Source organism: Lacimicrobium sp. SS2-24 (assembly GCF_002201535.1).
GTDB lineage: Bacteria > Pseudomonadota > Gammaproteobacteria > Enterobacterales > Alteromonadaceae > Lacimicrobium.
In genome coordinates this window covers 1-2,926 of sequence record NZ_NIWW01000018.1, presented here as the reverse complement: position 1 = coordinate 2,926, position 2,926 = coordinate 1, and the positions used below count along the sequence as shown (strand labels likewise).

The window sequence follows — 2,926 nt, the reverse complement described above, 5'->3', positions numbered from 1 at the left end:
AGAGGCGGACCGACAGTTACGCCTTTGTAACAGGCATTTTTTGTGTAGTGGAGTTTTGCGGTAAAGTAGCGAAGCTACCGCAAAACGGAACGTAGCAAAAAATGTCCTGTTGACAAACTTGTTAGGCTACTAAACACTTGATTTTTTAAGGCATAGACCGTTTTTGCCTGCTTGTTTAGATAATTCGTTTGGCGCTTTGCGACCCATCATTGATATTTCAGGATCTTTTACAAAATCGAAAGAACCACCTAAAGCAGGATTGTTCGGTGCTGAAACAGTTACAGGCCAACTTTGCAGATAAATGTAGGCATCATCTTTATCTATAAGCTTAATTTTCATATCAACAGCAGGTTTACCAGAAAACAAGCCAGATTTTCCTTCTTTAAAAAACATAAAGGTTAAAGAGCCATCCTCAGCAACCTTCGAAGGTTTACTTTCTACCGGAAAAACACCTCCGCCAGACATTTGGGAACTTAATCTAGCTGTATATGTATTTTCACCCTCAATGGCTGGTGATATGGTAATTAATGTATTGTCGCCAGGTTGAACTTCGCAACTGTCCCCTTTAGTAGCCTCATATGAGCCAGTGTAATCATACGGCTTTGAGCATGCCGTTAACGCCAGAACAGCAGAAACAGTAATTATCGATTTTAATTTCATTGGATACTCCTAATCCTTACATTGTGTACAATTCTTGAGAAGCCTAACGCCCGCATAACGGGAAAATCTATTATTAACTAGCGAGGAGATGTACCCTGAAATTGGTCCTGTAACCGCAGCGATGCCGATTAGGTAAACAATTTCGATTTCAACTGCCAGATATATAAGTTGGTACGAACAATAGTGTTGCAGCTAGGCCATAAAGGATACCTTGACTGGAATCTTTAAAGTTGTCAAAGCCAACAGCGACTTGAACGATGATGGCAAAACATAACCCACCAATTAACCCGAAAAATGCCCCGAACATAGGTAAGACTTGCCAGGCATGTCCATGATTTAACACGCCAAAGGCAAGGCCAACAGTTAGCCAGAGAATGATCCAAGTTACTATCGAAGAGATGAACCTAATCAACAACGGCACCTAACGCCACGTTAACGGGCGAGCGTAGTTTGCGAGTCCGTGCCAGCGTTGTTTGTTGGCGCAGGCGTTTAACGGTTCGTTATGTCTCATTGGTTTCCATCCTCCTTGCTACACTTACCTTCCCCTCTTGGACAAACAAATTTCAGACCAAGCAACTGACGACAACTACTGAATAATGAATACGAATATTTATAATCATTTATCGCAATTTTCAACTTTGATTTCAATGAGTTGAGAGTCTCATTCAAACTATTATCGTTTGACGAAATCTGCGCTTCCTGAAGATAGGCAATAGCATCACACAAAGAGTTAATACCAGGTCCTTTTAGTTCATTCAGTTGAGCATAACTGCCATCTAAATCCATCAACAAGGTACTCATTCTTTCCGTTTTTTCAAGATTGTCATCTGAATAAGTTAGCAGCTGGATCTCTAACGATGCGTCTTCTATATCAGACGCTGTGCTTGGAACAGAGAACATCAATAACATAAAAATCAGAATAGGCACGTCAGACTAACTCCCTGTGTGAGACATAACACCGCCACCAGCGGCAAAAAATTGATGGCGCTTTTGTTGCGCCTTTTGCAACCTTTTGCAAGAAAAGTGACAGCGAGTTTTTGTCCGGCTTGTGTGGCCTTGTTATGTACGTTAGTCACCGCCACCTCCAGAATCTCCTCCGGTCGAATCGTAATTTGAGCCTTCATATGTCTGGCTATGATGAGCACCGCCACTTTTACGCTTTTGATATTTTCTTTTCTTGGGCGGTCCTGATAGCTGTACAACTAAGAGAATTGTGCCCAAACCTGCTAGCAGCCACCCAATAAAACCTGATTGCTCCGATACAAGATTTACAACACCGAATAGTATAAATACTGTGCCGACAATAGCTTTCATATCTAACTAATTCCTTTTAGTACATAACAATGTTATTACCATGAATTCACGGTATGCCGCGGAGGACACAGTCCCGCTTATTCACAGTTTTTATTCATTTTTCCCATGTTAACAATAGCTTGGAGCCAGCTACCAGCGCTTTGTGCATAACCTTACGAGGGGGGAAACAGCCGAAGTCCGTTATTCGCTCATCGCAGACATCTAGCAGTATCGAATCTAGGCAACTGAATGGGCAGTGACGGCATCGCAATGTTGTTCTAAGGCAAGGGCACTGGATGCCCGACTAAAACATTCGGGCATGACGGTGAGGGCGACGCAACCTTGTAATTATGCCTTTTTTTCTTCGGCCTTTTTAACGCGTATTTTACTGTTGCCAACAGACTTGTCGTTTAAGTTTTTTATTGCCGCTTTTGCTTCACCCACTTTAGGCATCTCTACGAACCCAAAACCCTTAGATAAACCGCTAGCTCCATCGATGACCAGATTGCATGACTGAACGGCTCCAAACTCCTGAAAAATGCTTTTCAGCTCTTCTTCAGTCGTTGCCCGATCTAAGTTGCGTACTATCAATTTCATATAAATTCCGATTAGTAATTATTGCTCATTAATAACACTGGCATAGTTACATACTGGCTGACCTTTGCTCTGCAAATCCAGGCTCATGGATAAAATAAGCCACCAGACTTTTCAGCCAGCGCGGGCATTGTGCCCTGAGCATTCATTTAGGCGGCCAATATATCGCATAATGAACGTTAATATCAGAGGTATAAAAAAGCCCTTTAAAAATGAGGCTGTCATTGCGCATTTTCTGGATGCCCGACGAAAACTTTCGGGCATGACAGACGGTGGCGTCGTTCCCGCATACTGTTGGCGGGAACCCAGTGACCTTAGATGACGCAGTAAAAGGGCACTGGATCTCCGCCTTCGCGGAGATGACAATGAAATAAAGAAA

General features: G+C 42.8%; 5 protein-coding genes. All 5 read right to left on the bottom strand.

The window, feature by feature from the left end:
• Nucleotides 1–129: 129 nt before the first annotated feature.
• Nucleotides 130–660, bottom strand: a complete 531-nt coding sequence (locus tag CCY32_RS17140) for a hypothetical protein (protein WP_141096264.1) — start codon at nt 658–660, stop codon at nt 130–132.
• Nucleotides 661–808: 148 nt separating this feature from the next.
• Complete coding sequence (locus CCY32_RS17035; protein ID WP_088332887.1) at nt 809–1,072, bottom strand: hypothetical protein; 264 nt, start codon at nt 1,070–1,072, stop codon at nt 809–811.
• 95 nt (nt 1,073–1,167) lie between these two features.
• Nucleotides 1,168–1,587 carry a hypothetical protein gene (locus CCY32_RS17030; protein ID WP_141096263.1) on the bottom strand — a complete coding sequence of 140 codons (420 nt, stop codon included), beginning with the start codon at nt 1,585–1,587 and terminating at the stop codon, nt 1,168–1,170.
• A 141-nt stretch (nt 1,588–1,728) separates the two neighbouring features.
• Entirely contained in the window at nt 1,729–1,974 is a 246-nt protein-coding gene (locus CCY32_RS17135) for a hypothetical protein (RefSeq protein WP_141096262.1), read from the bottom strand.
• Between the two features lie 327 nt (nt 1,975–2,301).
• A complete protein-coding gene (locus CCY32_RS17020; protein WP_088332881.1) occupies nt 2,302–2,550 on the bottom strand; it encodes an RNA-binding protein in 249 nt (82 codons plus the stop codon).
• Nucleotides 2,551–2,926 lie beyond the last annotated feature (376 nt).